General features: G+C 64.7%; 16 protein-coding genes. 8 read left to right on the top strand and 8 right to left on the bottom strand.

Annotated features, from left to right (window positions below):
• The 5 genes from QUV11_RS11440 to QUV11_RS11420 are packed head-to-tail and all read left to right on the top strand — an operon-like array spanning position 1 to position 5,455.
• Entirely contained in the window at positions 1-1,401 is a 1,401-nt protein-coding gene (locus QUV11_RS11440) for an FAD-linked oxidase C-terminal domain-containing protein (RefSeq protein WP_300882770.1), read from the top strand.
• A complete protein-coding gene (locus QUV11_RS11435; protein ID WP_300882768.1) occupies positions 1,398-2,708 on the top strand; it encodes an MFS transporter in 1,311 nt (436 codons plus the stop codon). The genes QUV11_RS11440 and QUV11_RS11435 overlap by 4 nt, the downstream gene beginning before the upstream one ends.
• Positions 2,709-2,766: 58 nt before the next feature.
• Positions 2,767-3,546, top strand: coding sequence for an AraC family transcriptional regulator (locus tag QUV11_RS11430; RefSeq protein ID WP_300882766.1), 780 nt, complete (start codon positions 2,767-2,769; stop codon positions 3,544-3,546).
• Positions 3,543-4,244, top strand: a complete 702-nt coding sequence (locus tag QUV11_RS11425) for a FadR/GntR family transcriptional regulator (RefSeq protein ID WP_300882764.1) — start codon at positions 3,543-3,545, stop codon at positions 4,242-4,244. Before QUV11_RS11430 ends, QUV11_RS11425 begins: the two co-directional genes overlap by 4 nt.
• A gap of 5 nt (positions 4,245-4,249) precedes the next feature.
• The gene (locus QUV11_RS11420; RefSeq protein WP_300882762.1) at positions 4,250-5,455 is read left to right on the top strand and encodes an alpha-hydroxy acid oxidase; all 1,206 of its coding nucleotides are present in this window, start codon (positions 4,250-4,252) and stop codon (positions 5,453-5,455) included.
• 111 nt (positions 5,456-5,566) lie between these two features.
• Here QUV11_RS11420 and QUV11_RS11415 read toward each other — a convergent pair whose 3' ends face one another.
• Genes QUV11_RS11415 through QUV11_RS11400 form a run of 4 tightly spaced genes read right to left on the bottom strand, consistent with a single transcriptional unit; the run spans position 5,567 to position 10,968 of the window.
• The gene (locus QUV11_RS11415) at positions 5,567-7,813 is read right to left on the bottom strand and encodes a molybdopterin cofactor-binding domain-containing protein (protein WP_300882759.1); all 2,247 of its coding nucleotides are present in this window, start codon (positions 7,811-7,813) and stop codon (positions 5,567-5,569) included.
• 11 nt (positions 7,814-7,824) lie between these two features.
• Entirely contained in the window at positions 7,825-8,316 is a 492-nt protein-coding gene (locus tag QUV11_RS11410; protein ID WP_300882757.1) for a (2Fe-2S)-binding protein, read from the bottom strand.
• A complete protein-coding gene (locus tag QUV11_RS11405; RefSeq protein WP_300882755.1) occupies positions 8,313-9,620 on the bottom strand; it encodes a cytochrome c in 1,308 nt (435 codons plus the stop codon). The genes QUV11_RS11410 and QUV11_RS11405 overlap by 4 nt, the downstream gene beginning before the upstream one ends.
• Entirely contained in the window at positions 9,610-10,968 is a 1,359-nt protein-coding gene (locus QUV11_RS11400) for an amidohydrolase family protein (RefSeq protein WP_300882754.1), read from the bottom strand. Before QUV11_RS11400 ends, QUV11_RS11405 begins: the two co-directional genes overlap by 11 nt.
• Before the next feature lie 344 nt (positions 10,969-11,312).
• Between QUV11_RS11400 and QUV11_RS11395 the strand changes: the two genes are divergently transcribed.
• Entirely contained in the window at positions 11,313-12,446 is a 1,134-nt protein-coding gene (locus tag QUV11_RS11395) for a PHB depolymerase family esterase (RefSeq protein WP_300882752.1), read from the top strand.
• Positions 12,447-12,567: 121 nt separating this feature from the next.
• Here QUV11_RS11395 and QUV11_RS11390 read toward each other — a convergent pair whose 3' ends face one another.
• A complete protein-coding gene (locus tag QUV11_RS11390; protein ID WP_300882750.1) occupies positions 12,568-13,179 on the bottom strand; it encodes a murein L,D-transpeptidase catalytic domain family protein in 612 nt (203 codons plus the stop codon).
• 124 nt (positions 13,180-13,303) lie between these two features.
• Between QUV11_RS11390 and QUV11_RS11385 the strand changes: the two genes are divergently transcribed.
• Complete coding sequence (locus tag QUV11_RS11385) at positions 13,304-14,383, top strand: L,D-transpeptidase family protein (RefSeq protein ID WP_300882748.1); 1,080 nt, start codon at positions 13,304-13,306, stop codon at positions 14,381-14,383.
• A 435-nt stretch (positions 14,384-14,818) separates the two neighbouring features.
• Positions 14,819-15,082, top strand: a complete 264-nt coding sequence (locus QUV11_RS11380; protein WP_300882745.1) for a hypothetical protein — start codon at positions 14,819-14,821, stop codon at positions 15,080-15,082.
• Here the strand turns inward: QUV11_RS11380 and QUV11_RS11375 are convergent.
• From QUV11_RS11375 to QUV11_RS11365, 3 genes are all read right to left on the bottom strand, one after another.
• Positions 15,070-15,276, bottom strand: coding sequence for a cold-shock protein (locus tag QUV11_RS11375; RefSeq protein ID WP_300882743.1), 207 nt, complete (start codon positions 15,274-15,276; stop codon positions 15,070-15,072). The two genes, QUV11_RS11380 and QUV11_RS11375, sit on opposite strands and share 13 nt — an antisense overlap.
• 315 nt (positions 15,277-15,591) lie before the next feature.
• Positions 15,592-16,206, bottom strand: a complete 615-nt coding sequence (locus QUV11_RS11370) for a glutathione S-transferase family protein (RefSeq protein WP_300882741.1) — start codon at positions 16,204-16,206, stop codon at positions 15,592-15,594.
• A gap of 20 nt (positions 16,207-16,226) precedes the next feature.
• Positions 16,227-18,599: a TonB-dependent receptor gene (locus tag QUV11_RS11365; RefSeq protein WP_300882739.1), complete on the bottom strand. Its 2,373-nt coding sequence runs from the start codon at positions 18,597-18,599 to the stop codon at positions 16,227-16,229.
• Positions 18,600-18,658 lie beyond the last annotated feature (59 nt).

Genomic DNA, 18,658 nt, shown 5'->3' with positions numbered 1-18,658 from the left:
ATGACTGCGATTGTCTTCCCCGCCCGCCTCGCCTTGCCCGACGGATTTATGGACAAGGTCACGGCGCGTTTCGGTGCGCAGGTCCAGACCGGCGATGCCATCTGCGCGCAGCACGGTACCAGCGAAGCCCATTTCGAAACCATGCTGCCCGATGCGGTGATCTTTGCCAGGACGACCGAGGATGTGGTGGCAGCGGTCGAGCTGTGCCGAGATGCGCGGGTTCCGATCACGCCGTTCGGTGCGGGCACCTCGATCGAGGGCAACGCCACGCCGGTGTGCGGCGGCATCAGCCTCGACCTCAGCGAGATGAACCGCATCCTCGCGGTCAATGCCGAAGACTTCGATTGCGTGGTCGAACCGGGCGTGCGCCGCGAGCAGCTCAACGAGCACCTGCGCGATCAGGGGTTGTTCTTCCCGATCGATCCCGGCGCCAACGCGACGATCGGCGGAATGACATCGACCCGTGCCAGCGGCACCAACGCGGTGCGCTATGGCACGATGCGCGAGGCGGTGCTCGGCCTCAAGGTCGTGACGCCCGATGGCAAGGTGACCCGCACCAGCCGGCGTGCGCGCAAATCGGCGGCGGGCTATGACCTGACGCGGTTGTTCGTCGGGTCCGAAGGCACCCTGGGTATCGTCGTCGAGGTCACGCTGCGCCTGCATCCGATCCCCGAGCAAATCTCGTCGGCAGTTTGCGGGTTCGACAGCCTCAAGGGCGCGGTCGATACCGTTGTCCAGTCAATCCAGCTCGGCGTGCCGCTCGCGCGTGTGGAGATCCTCGACGCGATGCAGATGCGCGCCTGCAACCTGTGGTCCAAGCTCGATTATCCCGAAGTCACGACGCTGTTCTTCGAATTCCATGGCAGCCCGCTGCAACTCGGTGAACAGGTAGAGATGGTCAAGGCGCTGTCGGCGGAAAATGGCGGCGGCGAATTTGCCTGGTCCAACCTTCCCGAGGAGCGGTCGAAGCTGTGGAAGGCCCGGCACGAGGCCTATTACGCGGCGATCAACCTGCGCCCCGGGGCGATCGGCTGGGCGACCGACGTGTGCGTGCCGATCAGCCGGCTGGCCGAATGCATCGAGGAAACCCGCGCCGATCTCGACAAGTCGGCGATCCCCGCGACCATTCTAGGGCATGTCGGCGATGGCAATTTCCATGTCGTGTTCTCGATCGATCCCAATGCACCCGAGGAGATGACCGAGGTCGAGGCGATCAACGCACGGCTGGTTGAACGCGCGCTTGCGATGGATGGCACCTGCACCGGCGAACACGGCATCGGCATCGGCAAGCAGGAATGGCTGATTGCCGAACTCGGCGATGCGGTGGACCTGATGCGCGCGATCAAGCGAGCGCTGGACCCCCAGAATCTGTTCAACCCCGGCAAGATCTTCGCCTTGTGACCGTGATCGCCGCTTCGCCCACCGTCGGCGTGCCGAGCTTCAGCCGCTCGCTGCCGCCTCTGCTGGTGCTATCGCTGGCGATGGCGATCGGCTTTGCGATGATGGGATCGTTCAGCACGATCCAGAGTGCTGCCAAGGCCGAGATGGGGTTGAGCGACTATGCGCTGAGCCTTGTCCAGGGGGTGTCCGCCGCGATCCCGATGGTGCTGCTGTCGATCCCCATCGGCCTGCTGGTCGATCGCGTTCACCGGGTCCGCTTGATGATCGGGCTCGCGGCGGTCTGGACGCTGGGCACCGCGATGACCGCTTTTGCCCCCGATACCACCACCTTGTTCATCGCGCGGATACTCGCGGCGATCGGCACCACCGGAGCCTTGACCGCGGCGCTGTCGCTGGGCGCGGACCTGGTCGTGCCCGCGCATCGCGGCCGTGCGGCGCTGCTGACGACGTTGGGCAAGACCTTGGGCACCGCAGCCGGGTTCACCGCCACCGGATGGCTGATCGGCTGGCTCGCGGCGAGTGACATCGCGCTGATGGGGCTTACCCCATGGCGCAGCACGCATGTGGTGCTGGCGGGACTCAGCCTCTTACTGGCGCTTCCGCTGTTGTTTCTGCGCGAACCTGCCCGCCATGAGGTCGCGTCGGGCGCGGCACGTCCAGCATTGCGCGTCATCGCCGCCGAACTGTGGACGCGCCGACGCTTCCTGCTGCCGCTTTTCGCTGGCCAGGTCGCGGTGGTCATGGCCGATGCGGCGGCAAGCATCTGGGCCGTGCCGGTGCTGACCCGCAATCATGGCCTGACGCCCGAACAGTTCGCAGGCTGGATGGGCGCGCTGATCCTCTTTACCGGTATCGCAGGAGCCGTGCTCGGCGGGATCGCCGCTGATCTCGGCCAGAAAACCGGGCGGCGCGGCGGCCTGCTGATCGGCGCGGTGATCGCTGCCGCGGTCAGCGTGCCTGCCGCGCTGTTTCCGATCCTTCCGGGGGTGACGGGTTTTGCGATAGCGCTGGGCGTATTGATGCTCGGCGGCACGGTGACCGGGCTCATCATGTCGGTCGCGCTCACGGTGCTGTTGCCCAACGAACTGCGCGGTCTGTGCATCGGCGCCTTCATCGCGGTGGCCGGATTGATCGGTTTCGGTCTCGCGCCGACGCTGGTCGCCGCGGTCAGTGACCTGATGGGCGGCGAGCAGTATCTCGCGCAGGCGCTCGCGTTGGTCGGGGTGGTCGTCAGCGCCGGATCGGTTGCATGCTTCTATCTTGCCATGCGCCGCGCGCCGGTGTCCGCAGTCGCTGAACCTATCTGATAGCTATTGCCCGAGCTATCCGATAGGTGTAGGCTCCTCGAAAATAAGGAGAGGATCTATGGCATCTGCGATCATCGCCGTCTCGCCCGAGATGACCACGCTGATCGGCCCGGTGACCGTCACGCAGCACGATGTCCCCGCCGATGTGACGCTGTTCGCGTTCCGCCCAGCGCGTGACGAGGTGCTGCCGACGGTATCGATCGTGTCCGATCCCGACATCGACAGCGTTGTACAGCTCGTATCGGCCGACGGCGTGATCGTTTTTCTCGTCGCCAACCGCGCACTGGCACGGCTCTATGACTGGGCGTCCGGTGGGGCCTGCGATGGCACCTACCACCTTTCGCATCCGTTGTGCGCGATCGCGCTCCACATTGCAGACGGTTCGCGCCGGGGCGACGCGCTGGTGACCTACCGGCTCGCCAAGAGCATCGAACTGCTGTGCGAGACTGCAGAAGCGCTCAAGGCGGGCCAGCTCGTTGCCTGCAATGGTGATCCGGGCTTTACCGAGCGCGATACCCGCGCCATCGTCGCGGCGCGCGATCTTGTCGACAGCCAATGGGGCGAGAAGCTGACGCTCGACAGTATCTCGCGGGCCTGCGGCATCAACCGCGCCAAGCTAACCCGCGGCTTTCGGGATATTTATGGCTGCACGATCAGCGAGGCGCTCGCCGAACGCCGCCTGGTGGCAGCACAGGCCAAGCTTTTGAGCACCGATTTACCGGTGTCCAGCATCGGCTATGCCAGCGGTTATCTAAACAACTCGAGCTTTACCCGCGCCTTCAACCGCCGCTTCGGCGTATCGCCCAGCAGCTTCCGCGCGATGGGCCGGGCCGCATGAGCGTGGGCTCTCAGGCACCAGGCGTCTCGCTTGTCCAGCAGGCGATCGACGCGGTGGCGGCGCATATCCGCGTATCGCAGCTCAAGGTCGGCGATACTTTGCCGGGCGAGGGACATTTCGCCAGCCAGCTCGGCGTCAGCCGCGCGGTGATGCGCGAAGCCTTCGGGGCGCTGGCGGCGCTCCGGCTGATCGACGTCGGCAACGGCCGCAAGCCGCGGGTTGCAGCGATCGATGGGGCGGTGTTCGCCGCATCGCTCGATCACGGCATCTCGACGGCTCAGATCAGCGTGGCCGACGTCTGGGATGTCCGTCGGTCGATCGAGGTGCGGACAGCCGCTCTGGCGGCCGAAAACCGCAGCGATGCGCAGGCCGCGGCAATCGGTGCCCTGGTCGACCGGATGGCCGAAGAGGTCGATGACCATGCGCCCACCGATCACGACATTGCGCTGCACATCCTGATTGCCGAGGCGAGCGGCAATGCGTTGTTCGTCGCCATCGTCCGGTCCTTCGAGCCCTTGATGCAGGTGGCCGTGCCCGAAGCCTGGCAGACGCGGGTCACCGATGAGCAGCGCGAGACGATGATCACCCGGCATCGCGCGCTGGCCGATGCGATCGCGGCCCGAGATCCTGCTGCCGCGCGCGTAGCGATGGACAGTCATTTCGATTCATCGGTTGGCATGCAGCTCAGGCAACGATGACCTGAATGAAATCGCTCGCCAAAGTCTTCAACATTGCCGACATGGCCGCGCTGGCAGGCCGCGCCCTGCCGCTGCCGATCCGTGACTATCTCGAAGGCGGCGCCGACGACGAATGGACGCTGGCGCGCAACCGCGCGGTGTTCGACGAATGGGTGCTCGCGCAACGGACGCTGGTCGACGTGAGCCATGTGGATACCAGCACCGACCTGATCGGATTTCGCAGCGCGATGCCGCTGATGCTGTCGCCGACCGGCATGTCTCAGCTGTTTCACGCGGCGGGCGAAATGGCGGTCGCGCGCGCGGCGGCTGCGGCGCAGGTGCCCTATGGCCTGTCGACGATGGCGACCACCTCGATCGAGGCCATCGCGCAATCGGGAGCCGACCGCTATTTCCAGCTTTACCTGTTCCGCGATCGCGGATTAACCAAAGCCTTGCTCGAGCGCGCGGCGGCACATGGTTATGGCGCGCTCTGCCTGACGGTCGACACCGCCATTGCAGGCAATCGCGAGCGGGATCTGCGCAGCGGCATGTTCATGCCGCCGCGGTTCACGCTCAGCAGTGTGATGAGTTTTGCGATGCATCCGGCATGGTCGCTGGGCGCGCTGAGGAATCGCTCGTTCCAACTCGCCAACGTCGTCGAACATGTCGGAGATTTCAGCAGCGCGGGCACCAGCGTCATCGACTATGTCAACGCCCAGTTCGATCGGACCGCGACCTGGAAAGATGTCGAATGGTTGCGCGCGCAGTGGCCCGGGAGGCTGGTCATCAAGGGCGCGATGATGCCCGAGGACAGCGCGAGCGCCGTCGCCTGCGGCGTAGATGCGATCATGGTGTCCAATCATGGCGGTCGCCAGCTCGATAGGGCAGCGACACCGATCGACTATCTTCCCGCGATCCGCGACCGCATCCAGAACAGCGTGCAGTTGATCGCCGACGGCGGCGTGCGGCGCGGAACCGACGTACTCAAGGCGATCGCGCTCGGCGCCGACGGCTGCTCGATCGGGCGGCCCTATCTTTACGGGCTGGCGGCCGGCGGCGAGGCAGGCGTGGCGCGCGTGCTGACGATTTTCCGCACCGAGATCGAGCGCGACATGGGGCTGATGGGCAGAACGCGCATTTCCGAAATCACAGCCGACGATGTCGATCACATTTCGCAATTTCGTATGAGACGGGGCAGCGTCCCGGGCTTGCGTGTAGCCGATGAAAACTGAGCCCAGGCGCGCGGCGCAACCTTCGATCTCGACCTGCCCACTTTGATCATCCTGACGCAGTGCGTGGCCGGTCGGATGCGCACGCCCCGACCGAGACACCGCTCCCAAAGCTCATCGCGCCGCCAGAGCCAGCCGAACCCGCTCCGCCGTCAGCGGCATTGACCTCAAACGCTGCCCGGTCGCGCGGGCAATGGCATTGGCGAACGCCGCGGCTGCGGGGCCTTGTGACGCTTCCCCCGCGCCCAGAAACGGCTGCCCTGGGCGGTCGACCACATGCACCGCCATCTGCAGCGGCACCGCATCGAAGCGCAGGATCGGATAGCTGCTCCAGTCGAACGCGGTCCGGCGGGCGGCGTCGAAGCGCACCTCTTCATGGGCGGTCCAGCTGATCGACTGGACGATGCCGCCCTCGATCTGGTTGCGCAGCCCATCGGGGCTGACCGTTTCCCCGGCATCTACCGCAGCGTCGGCACGCAGCACGGTCGTCGCTCCGGTTTCGGGTTCGATACGAACTTCGATCGCCACCGCGCAATAGGCGCCGCTGTTCTTGTAGCGTGCAAAGCCAAAGCCCTGGCCGCGCCAGCGCTCGCGCTTCGGCCGCGCCCACCCGAAGCGATCAGCCAGGGTGCGGATCACTTCGATCGCGCGCGGGTCCTCGAGGTGCCGCAGCCGGAACTCCACCGGATCGCTTTTGGCCACTGCGGCCAGTTCGTCGATCATGCTTTCGATTGCGAACACGTTCATGTGCGCACCCAGCCCGCGCAGCGCCGATACCCGCACCGGCATCTGCGGCACAAACATGCTGGTGATCGTTGCGCGCGGCAGCGTGTAGAGCGGGATCGCGTTGCGATCGCCGCCGCCATTGGGCTGCGGAATCGCACGCGGCGGCGAGGGCGCAAAGCCTCGCCCGACCTCGAGCCCGGCGAGCAGGTCGCCCGCCTGTGAAGGCCGGGTGCTGTGGGTGTTGCTCCACACCGCGTGCGTCCATTCGGCGATACGGCCGTTGGCATCGACCCCCGCCGAAAGCTCGGTCACCATTGCAGGGCCGAGCGGTTCCCAGCCATGCTCCTGTTCGCGGGTCCACATCAGCTTGACCGGCCGACCGGGGACCGCGCGCGCTGCCAGCGCGGCGTCGGTAGCAACATCGTCGGCACCATTGTGCCCATAGCAGCCGGCGCCTTCGCGGTGGATGCAGCGGATGCGCTCGGGCGGGAGGTCGAGAAGCTCGGCGAGCGCGTTGCGCAGCGGATAGACGCCCTGGCTGTGCGTCCACACGGTCAATTCGCCATCCTGCCACAGGGCAACCGCGCAGGACGGCCCGATCGCACCGTGCATCAGGTACGGGCGGTCATAACGCGCGGTGACTCGCCGCACGGACGGAAGTGTCACAGTGTCGCGCATCAGGATGACATCGGGTTCGGTGGATAGCGCGCGGATCATGTCGCGCAGATCGCCCTGCGGCAGCGGCGCCTCGCTGCGGGTCCATGGCATCCGTCCGACCGCAAGCATCGCCTGCACCAGCGGCCATTCGCGCGGGCCCAGCATCGCGGCAAAATCGCCGACGCGCACCACCCGCTCGATCCCGGGAAGCCGTGCAATGGCATCGAAATCGGGTGCGGTCAGCCGGGTGCCTTCGGCGGGGCCGCGGATGACGCGCGCGTGCAGCATTCCCGGCATCGTCATGTCGTGGACATAGGCCGCAGCGCCGGTCAGCTTGGGCGGGATATCGCGGCGCGGGCGGTCGCGGCCGATATGGTCGCGCGCAGCGACGCGCTTGCGCCGCACATCGGGCCGCGCCTCGACATGCAAAGACAGCGATGCCGCCAGTTCGCCATAGCTCGCCTGTCGGCCGTCGCGCGCGCGGACAAACCCGTTGACGGTCGACAGCGTATCCACCGCCACCCCGAAAAGCCGGGCGGCGCGTTCGGCGAGCAGATAGCGGACATTGGCAGCAGCGTTGGCAATCGCGGTGCCGCTGTTCTGCAGCGACTGGCTGCCCGACGTGATACCCTCGTCTGGGGTGCGCCCGGTATCGGCTGTGATCAGCTTTACCCGCTCGAGCGGCAGGTCGAGCTCGTCGGCGGCGATCTGCAGCAGCGCGGTGCCGATCCCCTGCCCCAGCTCGGCCTTGCCGGTGAAGACGGTGGCAGCGCCATCGGGCGCGATGCGGATCCAGGCGTCCAGATGCGGAAACTCGGCCAGGCTGCCGGGGAGCCCGGGCGCGACCTCGGGCGGCGCACCGGTGCCCTCGCCGCCGCCGCTGGTGCCGCCTTCCTGCGCGATACCGGTTCCAGCGAGTGCGAACAGCACCACCAGCCCGCCGCCGCCCAGCACATCCCGGCGTGCAATGCCGCTCATGGCCCCACCGCTCATGAAACTGGCTCGGCAGGATCGACGATACCGCCACCCATCGCCACGGCGGCGCGGCGCACCGCGCGCAGGATCCGCATATGCGTGCCGCAGCGGCAGAGCGATGGCCGCATCGCTGCGCGCATCGCAGCTTCGCTCGGACGCGGATCGGCGCGCAACAACGCTTCAGCGCGCGCGATCATGCCGGGAATGCAATAGCCGCATTGCGCCGCCTGCTCGTCGATGAACGCCTGTTGCACCGATCCCGGCGAATTGGCGCTGCCCAACCCTTCGACCGTCATGACCTCCCGGCCTGCGAGCGCGGCCATCGGCGTGATGCATGATTGCACCGGCTTGCCGTCGACCAGAACGGTGCACGACCCGCACTGGCCAAGCCCGCACCCGAACTTGGCGGCATGCAGCCTCAGGTTGTCGCGCAGCACATACAGCAACGGCTCGGCCGGATCGCCCTCGATGCGGCGGCGGGTGCCGTTGATCGTCAGTTCAATCATTCGCCACTCTCCGCGCGCGCATCTGCCACCGCCTTCTCTAGATCGCCCCATTCGGGCCCCGATCCCCATCGCGCCCGCATATAGGCGGTGACGGCGGCAATCTGCGTATCGGTCAGCGTGTCGGCATAGGCTGGCATATAGGGTCCGTTCGGCTCGACCGGCGGCTCGAGGCCCTGCAGGATGATCTGCACCGTGTCGCGCGGGTTGTCCTGGTGCAGCGGGCTGCCCAGCCGGAGGTCGGGACGCCCCGCGACCATCATCGGCGCGCCGGGCTCGTGGCATGCCGCGCACGCACCGCGAAACAGCGCAGCCCCCGCGGGGTGCGCTCTGGCCGCGACAGCGCCGCGGTCAGGCAGCACCGGTTCGGACCGCGCAGCACGCGCTTCGCGCATCGTCCAGGCATAATACGTTGCCAGCGCGCGCACGTCGCGTTCGGGCGCACGCGCCAGGTTGTGCGTCACCGGTCCCATCGGCCCCGCAGCGGCAGCGTGCGCGGTGCTCAGACCAGTGCGCAGATAGGCATAGAGACGCTCAGCGGTCCATTCGCGCACGGCCGGCGAAGATGCGTCGAGCGGCGGCGCATACCAACCATCGGACCAGCCACCCGCATAGGCTTGTTCACGTACCTCCTGCTGCAACAGTCCCCGCGGCGAATGGCAGCTGGCGCAATGCGCGAGCCCTTCGCCCAGATAGCGGCCGCGCTCCCACAGCGCGCCCAGTTGCGGCTGCGGTGCCTGCGGACCGGTGCGCGGCAGCGCGAGCAGCTTCCACCCCGCCAGAACGGGGCGCCAACCCAGCGGCGGGATCAGCGCATTGGCGGGCGGTTCGGCGCGCACCGCATCGCGGGTCATCAGGAAGGCGTAGAGCGCACGCAGGTCGGCGTCGCTGGTGTGTCGGAGGCGATCATAGGGGAATGCCGGATACAGATGCGACCCATCGCGCCCCACCCCCTCGCGCATCGATCGCGCAAAGGCCTCGTAGGACCAGGCGCCGATGCCGGTTTCGGGATCAGGGGTTATATTGCTGCCAAAGATCGTGCCGAACGGCGTCTCGATCGGGGTGCCGCCGGCATAAACCCGGCCTCCCGCCACGCTGTGGCAGCTGGCGCAATTGCCGATCCGGGCGAGCGCTGCGCCGCGCACGACTTCGCTTCGATCGAAGCTCGCCGGATCAGGTCGCTCGATCGCGGCAATAGTCGGTGCGCGCGCCCACAATGCGAAGATCGCCAGCACAGCGACCAGAGCAAGCGCCACCAGCGCCAGGATCCGTAACCAGCTTCGACGGGTGCCGCGTTCAGCGGACATCGCGAACCAGCCGCGCGCTTGCTTCCGCAACGTCGCTCGCAAGCGCCGCACGATCGATCCGCGTCAACTGGCCGTCCTGTTTCAGGATCGCGCCATCGACCATTACGAGACGGATATCCGACGGCCGGACCGATCGCAGGATCGTGGTTGCTGGATCCGCCTGCGGCTGCAGCGAAAGCGCATCGCTGCGAACAACGATCAGGTCGGCGCGTTTGCCTGGGGTCAGCGTCCCCGTGATATCGCCCAGTCCCAAAGAGGCTGCGCCCTCGCGCGTGCCGATTGCCAGCGCATCGAGTGGCGTCATCGCCATCTCGTCGCCGGCTTGCGCGTTGGCGAGCCCCTGGATGGTTCGCAGTTCGCGGAGCAAATCCGACGCACCCACCAGAGCGGGCGTATCGATCGACGCGCCGAGCAGAACACCCGCGCCCCGCAACGCCGCGACCGGCGGCACCCCGAAACCTACGGTGAGTTCGGACGACGGCGCCAGCGAAACGCTCGCCCCACTGCCCGCGATCGCCGCGATCTCATCGGCCTCGGCGTTGACCGCGTGGACGATCTGCATGTCGCGCCCGAGCAGGCCCAGGTCCGCCAACTGCCGGATATGTCCGCGATTGGCGGCGGTGTTGTTGGCGTGGACGCTCACCGGGAGGCCACGGTCGCGCGCCAGCGCCAGGTCCGCGCGCCAGACCGCTTCGGGCACCGCTGCCGGGCGGCCATCCACCGTCGCCATGACACCGCGCCAGCCAAGCCCCAGTGTGATGCGACCACCGGCGGACCAATCGCTCCAGCGGTCATGCAGGCGTGCGAAGTCTTTGCCATCAAGGGGTTGGTCGAATCCGGTCTCGCGCGTCGCGCCATAGGAAAAGCGCGCCCTCAGTCCGGCGTCGTCCAATCCGGTCAGTGCGGCGCGCGCGTGTGCCGGGCTGCGGATGTTGTGACACCAGTCGTGCACCGTGGTGATTCCGTGATCGATCGCATCGGCAGCGGCGAGCATCGCTGCCAACCGCATGTCTGCGGGGGTGAAATGCTGCCCCAGGCGGCCGGTCATCGCAAAATAGCCGTTCTCGGCGCTGTTGTCGGCGAGGTTCCGCAACAGTGTGGTCCACAGATGCCAGTGCGTATCCACCAGCCCGGGGAGCACGATCGAGCCACGGGCGTTGATCCGCTTGGCCGAGGGCGCGTCGATGTTCTCTCCGATGGCGACGATAACGCCGCCGCGGACATGGACATCCTGACCCGCGAGCGTTGCCGAGCCAGGCGCCATCGTCAATACCGTGGCATCCCGGATCAGATACTCTTCGGTCGCAGACCTCGCGGCGACTGCGCCCATCGGAACGATCGCCGACACGCCCGCACCGGCCAGCACGGCACGCCGTGAGAATCGAAAAGGAAGTTTCAGGCCAATCAGCTCGCCCCTTGGAAAACGGCCCGGCAAGAGGCCTGAGCTCCAACTACGAGGCAGAAGGCTGGGGCGTTCCAACTGGGTCAACAAATGACGTGGCATCGCGGCAAAACCCGCAGGAGCCGGCGCGCGACGATGGCACAATACGACCAAGCGCATGATGCGATCCGCTTTGTCCGCAACCTTCCGACGCGCCGCTCGTCCTCTTCTTGCCTGATGCGAGACCAAAAGCCCGATAGGCCACCCCCCCATCAAAGATTGCGAACGTTATGACGAAGATGCGGCCTGCTATGGCCAAAGCCCTGCGGCTCACCCGCGCAGGCAACCTGGGCGCTGCCACGCGGTTGATCCAGGCCACCCTGAACCCCGCAGCCGGGAATCCATTGGTCAGCGGCAAGGCATTCCGGAACATGCATGCTTTGACCTCGATGGACGCCTTGCAGCGCTATCTGCCGTCTGCCCCCGTGAAGGCTCCAACGCCCAAGGCGAAGACCCCATCCAAACCAAAGCGTTCGACGAAAGCCTTGACGGCGGCGAGAACCACAACCGCCGATCGCGCGAGCAGTTTTACCGAACGCAGCTTTAGCGGACCGACAGGCACGCTGGCCTATTGGCTGTATCTGCCGTCCCGCCCGACCAGCGGGTTGCCGGTGGTGATCATGCTGCATGGCTGCACCCAGACCCCGAAAGACTTCGCCAGCGGAACACAGATGAACCTGCTTGCCGAGGAACTGGGGTTCATCGTTGCCTATCCCGAGCAGCCCGCATCGGCGAACATGTCACGCTGCTGGAACTGGTTCAAACCCGGCGATCAGCGGCGCGACAGCGGCGAACCTGCAAAGATCGCCGCTCTCACCCGCGAAATTGTCGCAGAGCACGCCGCAGATCCAAGCCGGGTCTATGTTGCCGGCCTGTCGGCAGGCGGCGCGGCTGCAGCCATATTGGGCGCAGCCTATCCGGACGTCTACGCTGCCATCGGCGTCCATTCCGGACTGGCGTGCGGAGCGGCGACAAGCGTTGCGTCGGCTTTCACCGCCATGCGCAGCGGATCTGCGCAGACCCATGGCTGCGGTCACAAAGGCCAGTTCGTGCCGGTCATCACCTTTCACGGCGACAAGGACGGAACGGTGAATCCGGTGAACAGTGCACAGATCGTTGCAAATGCCGTCGACGCCATCGGCATGCCGCTGGCCAGCACGCGCCAGCAGGGCGGCACGGCCCAGGGGCGGGCCTATACCCGCGACATCAACTGCAGCGACGATGGCAAAGCCCAGATCGAACAATGGACGATCCACGGAGCGAGCCATGCCTGGTCGGGTGGCCACGCCAGTGGAACCTATACCGACGCGCAAGGACCCGACGCGTCTCGCGCCATGGCGACATTTTTCCTCCAGCACAGCCTGCCCAAAAGCACCGGCGGGTAACTGACAGGCGACAGGATCGGGGGCGGAGCGGACAGGGGCACCCTTCACCACCCGGACCCGCGGGCCGTGCTGCTGAGGAGCCCTGACCGCGCCGTTTGCCTCGATCCCGAAGCGTTGCGCTTCAGCTCGAAACCGTGCGCGCGGAAAAGAGCAGCCGTCCGGGACCCAGCAACGCCAGCACGGTGGCGATATCGCTGGACGGGACGGTGAAGCAGCCGAAGCTTCGGCCGACCCGGCCCGAAGCGCTTGCCATGGCTTGGCTGACATAGTCAGCACAGTGGATGACGATGGCGCGGTCAAAGGCCATGTCGTTCTGCGGATCAAGCCCGTGCAGCCGCGCCGATCGGCCGTATTTGCCGACATAGGTTTCGCCGACAACAAAGCTTCCCGAACTCGAGGCATTCGATCCCGGTTCGTTGGAGAACCTTTGTAGAAATCCGGTATTGGCAGGGTCCGACCCGCGCCCATGCGCAACCAGCATGCTGGACATGACCCGGCCATTGTCGAGGTCGACAATCTGGAACCTGGGTTTGCCGGACGGCGCGCTGAAATCGACAACACCGACGACATCGCGCTTGAGCACCTTTGCGCCTTGGGAATCGAGCGCAGCCTTGGCCTGAGCCAGCAGGTCTGGCGCCGCGCCGGTGCGTACCCTGGCAAATGCCGCTGGCGCACTGGCCCCTGCGGCCCCCAGCCCCAAGGCTCCGATAAAGTGGCGTCGTGTCAGTTTCATTGCTACACCGTCCAGTATATCTGTCATCCATCAGTTGGGAACGCCATTGTCGAAGCGCAAACGGACGAGGCCCAGAATGCCGGAAAAATGGCTGAACGCAAAGCTTGCATTGGCATGCCTGGCAATGGGAAGTGCTCCGCAGGCACAGGCGGCGTCCTGGCGGGTCGATCAGGCGCAGCAGCTGCAGCGGTTGATAGCAGCGGCGGGGGATGACGCGCTCCGAGTTTTGGAAACCAGCGAGCTGGAGATCGCGGTTCGTCAAGGACCGGGGCCCGCGCTGGACAGGGTCGCCAATGCGCTGGCTATGCGCCTTGCGGGGATGCACTTGCTGGGCCACTCCAGTGCCAGCCAGAAAGCAGGCTGGCAGATCGTCGACACCGATGCGCAGATCGACTTGGAAGCAGGTGTTAGCCAGGCGATTGCGACCGACAGTCTGATGACCTTCATGACCGCCCTGCGTCCGGCACACAGCGACTATGCCGCGTTGCGCACGGCCTATGCCAGCGAAAGCGCCCCCGACCGCAAGGCCGTGATCGGCCGCAACATGGAGCGCTGGCGCTGGATGCCCCGGTCGCTGGGCGCGGATCACCTCCTGATCAATGCAGCGTTCTTCGAGGCGAGGCTGACGCGCCAGGGCAAGGCTGATCGAACATGGCGCGTCATCGTCGGCAAGACATCCACCCCTACCCCGGTGTTTGCGACGCAGATTACGGGCGTCAATCTCAATCCCTATTGGAACATTCCGGCGAGCATCGTGCGCGAAAAGGGCGGCCGCTTCTCGGCGAGCCAGGGATATGTCTATGCCAATGGGCGCTGGCGGCAGAAGCCCGGCCCGCTCAACGCCTTGGGCCAGATGAAGCTGGTGATGCCCAACCCCTACAGCGTGTATGTGCATGACACGCCAAGCAAACAGCTTTTCTCGAAGGACACCCGCGCCTTCAGCCATGGCTGCGTGCGGATTGACGATGCCGCAGGATTTGCGGCCGTGCTGCTCGAGGGAAGCAAGACCAGTGACGAAGTGGCTTCAGCGATCAAGGCCGGACAGACCGTGACGTTCGATCTGGTCCGACCCATCCCGATCTATCTGGCGTACTTCACCGCCGCCCCCGCACCCGACGGCACCATCACGTTCCGCCCGGACATCTACAGGAGAGACGGCAAGATCGCGCTGGCTTCAAATCCGGTCGAAGCCTGCCGAGCCTGACACCCTGATCGGCAATGGCTTCCAGCATATGGTGGCCGGAAAGTTGGTTATCGGTTCTGAGACCGGCTGTCTGTCGATTTCGGATGATGGCCCAGGGTTCGACAGCGACACCGACAAGTTTGCCCCCCTTTGGGAAGGGTTTTGGCAGCACGGGCAGTGGGCTGGGCCTCGATATCACCCGGCGCCTGTGCGGCGCGGCAGGCATCGGATCGGTTCTCGGGGAGGCCACCGACAGCCGCAAGGGCGCACATTTCCGTCTTGAATTTCAGGAGTCTTGGACCAGGATCGTGGTCCGGCCCTGTGATGCGCCTCGGTATGCAGGCATCAACCCGGCGAAGGCCGACGGCGCGTTTCTGGTCGACCACGCGTTTGATGTGGGCACGGCAGACCAGCTGGCAGCTACTTTGCTGCGTAGTCCCCAGGGCGGGCGCCGAAATGTTCCTGCGCGAACGCACGCGCTGCCGTCGCAGTTTTGAACAGCTCTTCCTGCAGCAGGGACGTCACAAGGGGGTAACCTTGCGAGTTGTACCGGGTGGAGCGTACCGTAAGCCGGACATTTCCATCGGCATCCTTGTTGATAAGGAACGGACGACTTTGCGGATCAGTCATTTTTCAACTCCAGTAAACTTAGCGCGGCAAATGGAACGGGGCAGCGCGACCGCATGGATCACGCTGCCCCGCGCTAATCAGGCAGCCTGAAGATTTACTGCAGAAGTCTTGCCCCGCTGATCGGTTTCCAGTTCGTAAGAAACGACCTGATCCTTGTCGAGGGTACGCATTCCAGCGCGTTCAACGGCCGAGATGTGCACGAAGGCGTCATCGCCGCCATCGTTTGGCGCAATGAAGCCATAACCCTTGTCGACGTTAAAAAATTTCACGGTTCCGGTAGTCATATGGATAAACCTTTATCCCAAGTATGACGGGCATGCACCAACAGCGGCGCATCCCGGCTTCAATAGTGCTAGAAAGGGATAAGAGGTGGCATAAAGCTGCCGATTATCCGTCGCATGCGACGTAAGCGCATCCTATGTACCAACTTGTTCAGAATATGGAAGCAAATTCTGAATTTGCACGAATACGCGGGCCCGAGATTTGAATAGCCCCCCGATTCCCCGCCGCCCTCCATCCTGATTTTGAGGACCGGAGGCGAAGATGGCTCATCCCAATTTCACGGATGGGTTCAGCGGGACCCGCCGCTGGGAAATGCCTCAGCCGGATACGCTGGGTCGCGACGATACACGCGCATGCCAGTCCGTTACAGACTTCTTGCCCACCAAGGGATCAAGTCCGATCAGCGCCGCGAAATCGATGACCGTCAGTGCGGCAATATCGGCGATCGTAAAGCTGTCTCCGGTCAGAAATGAACGACCGTCCTCCAGCTCGGTATTGAGCCACTGCATCGCGCGCGCCAGGACGTCCCGGTTGGATTCGCCAAAGACCTTATGCTGCTCGATCAATGCTGCGGTGGCCGGGTGCGCATGACGCCAGAACATCTTCGTCGGCTCGCCGAGCTGGATATCGATCCTGCGCGTCCACATGTCGATTAACGCCTTTTCCTTGGCGCTGCGGCCAAACATTGGCGGGTCGGGCTGCAATTCCTCAATATAGCGGCAGATGGCGATCGTTTCGCTGATAGTTGTGCCATCCTCAAGCTCGAGCACCGGAACCTGGCCCAGTGAATTGCGATGCAGATGATCTGCTGACCTGTGTTCCCGCTCGACTAGGCTCAGCATGATCTCGGGCAGAGCAATGCCCTTCTCCGCGGCAAAGATACGCACGCGGCGCGGGTTCGGCGCCGGCATGTTCGCGCTGTACAATTTCATGTCATTTGTCCCCTTGATGATCAGATGCGGAAGTCGAGAGTGGCACCGACCGTGCGAACCGCGTCGGGGCTGAGATATTGCAGATATCCGCCGGGATTGAGCGTCGTGACCGGGCTGGCATTCTTCTGCGCCGCCCATTGCTTGTCGAGCAGGTTAATCGCGAAAAGGCCGATGCGCCAGCGCCCGTCTTCCGCCCCGATGCCGATGTTCACGCCCAAGAGGCCGAAGGCTTTCTGGATCGTCCCGGGATCACCGTTCGCCGAATAGTTGACGTCCGACTGGCCGCTGAAATTGACCTGGAATTGCGCGCGCAGATCGTCACCGATCGCGCGCTGGTAGTCGGCGACGAGATTATAGCTGAACCGCGGTGCGCCCGCGAGCCGATTGCCAGCAGCGTCGAAAAAGCCGTCGATCGAATTGGGGTTAGCAGGCGGCGCCACGCACGGCCCCCCCTGCGCCACTTTGGGCTGGCCGAAATAGCATTGCACGCCCTCGAAACGGCCGTAGCGCGCATCGACATAGGCACCGCCGCCGCTGAGGGTCAGTCCCGACGTTGGGCGCGCGACGATGCTGAATTCGACGCCCTTGCTCTTCAGCGACCCGGCGTTGGTAATCCGGTTCGCGTAGCTGGGGCTCGACAGGTCGGCAACCTGCGCCTGGAAGTCCCGGACCCGCATATGGAACACTGTTGCGTTCACCGTCAGCTTGCGATCGAACAGCGCCGCGCGGACACCGACTTCGATGTTGGTCGGAATTTCCGGTGCGACGCGCTGATCCTGATCGACGTTGGAGACGGTGAGACCGCTGAACCCCGGCCCCTTGTAGCCACGCGAATAGGTCGCATACGCCATGATGTCGTCGCTGACGTCATATTGCGCGCCGACGCGGAACGAGAAATTGGTGTTGTCGACCCGCTGGCGCAGCGACAGCGTGACGGCGCCGGGAATGGGCCGGGCACCTGGAGCCGTCCCTCGGCTGTAGTTCAGTTGCAGATCATCATAGGTCAGGCGTCCACCGAGAATGAAGTTCAGCCGTTCGGTCGCGTGGATATTGGCCTGGGCATACCCGGCGACGCTGCGCGAATGGACACGGTTGGTCAGGTTGGCGTCGAAGATGGTGCCGGGCGGCGCAGTCGGGACAAGCCGGATGACGTTGCCGTTCGAAGCCGGAACGATCCATTCGAGCAGTCCCTGCTGGGCGATAAAACCGGTCACCCGCTGGTCGAAGTAGAAGAGCCCGGCGACATAGTCGATCAGGTTGCCACTGGGCGATGTCAGGCGCAGTTCCTGGCTGAACTGATCAAGCTTGTTCGATCCCCCGTTGCGGTCGACATAATTGATTGTCGTGTTGTCGCCGTCGTAAAAGGATTCGCGCGAGGACCCGCGCCAGGCCGTCAGTGACGTCAGCGCATGATCGCCGATGTCATAATTGATCTCCATCGACACCCCGCCGCGCTGGGCAGACCCAAACGAGGGCCCCTTGATCGCGACCTCTCGGTTGCGGTCCGATGCGACGATGCCATATTCGGCCAGGCTGACCGCGGGGGCATATCCCGGCGCCACCTTCGTCCACACCATCGAGCAGCAGAAGCGGCCGACCTCTGAATAATCCCCCGAAAGATAGATGCTGAGGCCGTCGGTCGGTTCCCACAGGAATTTGAGACCGCCGCCATAATTGAGCTGGCCATCGACATCCTTCGGCTGGAACGGGCTGCGATTGGTAACAACGCCGTCGCGTTCCTTGATGAAGGCGAATGCCCGGACGGCGGCGGTGGTCGAAATCGGCAGGTTGGCAATCAGATTGCCGACACGATGGCCGTTCGATCCGAACTCCGCCCGCCCGATCAACTCGCTTTCGCCGATTTTTGGGCGCACCGTGGTGAAGGAAATCAGGCCTGCCGAGGCATTCTTCCCAAACAACATTCCCTGTGGACCACGCAGCACCTCTACCCGCTCTATGTCGATCAGTGTCGAGATGGTCGATGGGTCACCCAGCACAACGCCATCGACGACGGTCGATATGCTCTGTTCGATACCCGCCGAAAAACTGCTTGTACCGATCCCGCGAATGAGGAAGCCGGAATTGCCCGCGCTCGTGCTCTGCTTATACTTCAGACTCGGATCAATCAGCGTCAATTGTTGCGGCGACGTGATGTTGAGCTGCTGCAGCGTTTCGCCGGCAACCGCGGTCACGGCGACCGGGACGCGCTGGACACTTTCGGCGCGGCGCTGCGCCGTGACGACGATATCCGATCCATACACCGATGAACTGGCGCCATCCGCCGGAGCGGTTGTGCGGAGCGGCTGGTCTGCCGACTGGGCAGCTAGCGCGGTGGGAAAGGCTGTTCCCGACAGGCCGACGAGCAAGCAAGCGATGGTTTTGCGTATATGCATCAGGATTTCCTCTCCCCGGATTCGCCGCAATTCTTATTGGTGCGAATTGCATTTATAGA

It is taken from the genome of Blastomonas sp., assembly GCF_030373265.1.
Lineage (GTDB): Bacteria > Pseudomonadota > Alphaproteobacteria > Sphingomonadales > Sphingomonadaceae > Blastomonas.
The sequence above is the reverse complement of the archived record's forward strand: the minus strand, read 5'-3'. Positions and strand labels throughout refer to the sequence as shown.